Origin of the sequence: Coxiella-like endosymbiont (genome assembly GCF_002871095.1) — a bacterium.
In the GTDB taxonomy this organism is placed as follows: domain Bacteria; phylum Pseudomonadota; class Gammaproteobacteria; order Coxiellales; family Coxiellaceae; genus Coxiella.
This window is the reverse complement of the sequence record NZ_NSHJ01000003.1, coordinates 1-3,263: the sequence shown is the minus strand read 5'-3', so window position 1 is coordinate 3,263 and position 3,263 is coordinate 1. Positions and strand designations below refer to the sequence as shown.

Sequence of the window (3,263 nt, the reverse complement as noted above, 5' to 3'; positions counted from 1 at the left end):
ATTTTAAAACATGGACTTCAATATTTTTATCTTGACTTATGAAATATAGATAAAAGTAGTTAAATTTTATTGGGTAGATAAAACTAAGTTTTATAAAATATAATAAGATTGGTATTGATTTTTTGGCTTTCATATAAGAAAAGATTTGTTGATAATTTCTAAAATTTATTTATTCGATACTATTTTAGTACAGTTCTAGGAACTGTATTCTCTATAATAAGCTGTAATATAAAATAAAATAGGATAACTTTTAAAAAAGTTAATAGTAATTCTTGATTTTTTTTTAAAGACAGAATCTAGCTTATAATAAATTTTTTAATTCGTAATTTAGTAATACTGGATTAAGAAAGTAGTGTAGATTTTTTAAAATTTTGTAACATGTTTTTTATGTAGTAATAGAAAATATCATTAATTATAATTAACTTCCCATATAACACATTACATGTTCTGAATTGAATTTAATATTGCTATATTCTTTAAGATTTTTTAATTGAAAAATCTCGATCATATTGTTTCTTAGAAATTTATAAACAGTAAAAATATTCATCAAATTCTGATATTAAATATTCCTTTTTTCTAATATTTTAATTAGACTTATTATTTTTTAAATATTTTAATTAAATTGATATTTAAATAATTTATTTAATAAATAATTACTTAAATCATCTAATAAAATAGATTGCTCTGCATCTAAAATTTTTTCTTTTCTTAAAAAAGCAATCTCTTTTAGAGCATCATTTCGAGTAAATCGGCTTTTCCCCTGATAATCGAAAGATAAATTTTTTTCACAATCATAGATATCCTTTAAATATTCAAAAAAATTTTGTTGATTTTTTTTAGATAAGAGATTAAAATAATTTCTGCCGATTAACCGTAAAGCTTGTTCTCTGCGGATTGGGTTTGGAAATTCAAAGGCAATTTTTTCTTTCTCTTCTACTACAGAAAGAAGATGAAAGCGTTTAAATAAAAATTCTTCGTAAGGTGTAGAAAAACCAATTGCATATAAAGCCGCATCGGAATCTAGATTTGGAACGTTAGGATAAATAAAATTTTGATAGTAATCGCAAATACTCTGGAAAATATCGGGGTGGGCAATTAGCCATTGTTTATTTTCATTTGCTAGCTGGAATCGCTTGGGTGATAAATGATGAAGATAGCGCTTGAAAGCAGGTAAAACAATGGGTTGAACACCTGCAATTTTACGAATGCTATAGGTAGTTTCTGGAATAGTTTTTTTCGTGGTATTTGATAATTCTTCGCAATCGAGACGTAACCATATATATTGGTTTTTATAATGCTTGTGAGGTCCTAATCCAATTACGGGGGCTTGGTAAGCAAGTGTTGAGCCAAAGTTTCCTTGAATTAAAAGCCCTGCCGGATGATGAGAAAATGCGCTTTTAATTGCGATCGGTAATTGGATTAATCGATGAGTGTCTATTTTCTTATCAAAATATCCAATGACGTATTGCCACATTTTTTTGTGAGCCATAAATTTTTTAGCTAAGCTAATACATGCATTGACGTCTACCATGGCATCATGAGCTTGTCCATGTGCTAGTTTATTCATTTTGGATAAATTTTCTAATTTCATATTTAATGGGGTTGGCCAATTTAAAATATCCGATTTATATAAATAATATAAAATCGTGATTGGAAAAAGATCCAATCGACCGCATTGATTATTAAATTGATGAGTATAAGGTGGTAATAAATTCCGATAAAAGGAAAAGCGTAAAAATTCGTCATCAAAACCAAGTGTATTATATCCAACACTAATAGTACCAGGGTTGTTCATTAATTGGTGGATTTCTTGAATAGCTTCAATTTCCGGTTTTCCGGACAGCATTTTATTAACTGATATTCGATTGGTGATGATTGCTGTAGGAGAAGGAATAATGTCAAGATTGAGGCGAATGCGAATTTCATGCTGCTCTAGTTTATTTAATGATGCATCAGTTCGAATAGCAGCGAATTGTAAAATTTGATCGAAGCATTTATTTAAACCTGTTGTTTCGATGTCATAAAATAAATAAGTTTTTTTTTTCATGGCGTAAGCAGCTGAACCCACTATTTAAAATAAAGAGATACTTTGGCAATATATTTTACCTGAGAAATAAGATCCTGATATTGTAATTCTAACTGTTTTTGCTCACCCTTAACGACTGTTAAGGGTAGATAAATTTCAATATAAACTTTACCGTCTAAATAATGTAAAATGGTCCGCTGGATTTCTTTAAAACTTGGTAAATTTTGAAAATGAACTTTTAATAAATGATGAATATCTTCACGATTAGGTAAATTTAATGAAGATCTTGAAGTGGCGTCATTTTCTGGATCAATATGCACGGTAACATCAGCGATATGAGCAATCTTTTTCATAAGATGTAAATGTACTTGCTCGCTAATGTAATGTCCTTCTGATACACTGATTTTGGGGACGACTTGAATATGCACATCTATGAAAATATTACCTCCGTGTGAACGTGTTCGTAATTGGTGGATAGAAAGAACACCAGGGACAACAGAAATCATGTTAGTAATTTTTTTAAGAGTTACGTCATCAACACCTGTATCAATAAGTTCTTGAATATTTTTCCATATCATTTTGAGACCCATACGCAAAATTAAAAGTGCGATAATTAAGGCACCGACAAAATCAAGATAAGTCATTCCCAATTGAGTACCAATCACGCTTGCTAAAACGATCAACGAAACGAGCGCATCACTGCGGTTATGCCAGGCGTTAGTACGCAAGAGGTCAGAATTAATTTTTTTTGCTTTTATTAGTGTGTAGCGAAATAAACTTTCATTTCCAATCACAGAAACAATTGCCACAATAATGACAGGAAAAGTAGGTATCGTGGAGTGAAAATGAATATGGTAAAAATTATCAAAGGTGATGATTCCCAGAGCAACAAAAATGAGCATGAGCGAAATAATAATTGCTCCAATCGTTTCGATACGTCTATAACCGTAAGGATGTTCCTTGTCTGGTGATTGGGCTCCAAGATGACCCGCTATAACTACAAGCCCGTCAGTAATGAGGTCTGATAAAGAATGAATTCCATCAGCGATTAAAGCTTGAGAATAGCCAATAATTCCCACACTTACTTTAAATAAAGCGAGTAAGGTATTGATGAGAGCGCTGATTAGCGAAACATTCAAAAGTATAGAAAGGCGAGGATTTTTAATTTTTAAAAAAATCATAGTAGCATTTATAACTAGTGAGTATTTATAAATCTAAATCATAGTAACATTTATAT

The 3,263-nt window shown here is 30.1% G+C and carries 2 protein-coding genes; both read right to left on the bottom strand.

Features of this window, described 5'->3' with window-relative positions; all coding sequences use genetic code 11:
• Positions 1-613 precede the first annotated feature (613 nt).
• On the bottom strand, positions 614-2,047 hold the full coding sequence (locus CLERM_RS00030) for an exodeoxyribonuclease I (RefSeq protein ID WP_102156593.1): 1,434 nt from the start codon (positions 2,045-2,047) through the stop codon (positions 614-616).
• Positions 2,048-2,067: 20 nt separating this feature from the next.
• Entirely contained in the window at positions 2,068-3,207 is a 1,140-nt protein-coding gene (locus tag CLERM_RS00025) for a cation diffusion facilitator family transporter (protein WP_102156592.1), read from the bottom strand.
• Positions 3,208-3,263: the final 56 nt, after the last annotated feature.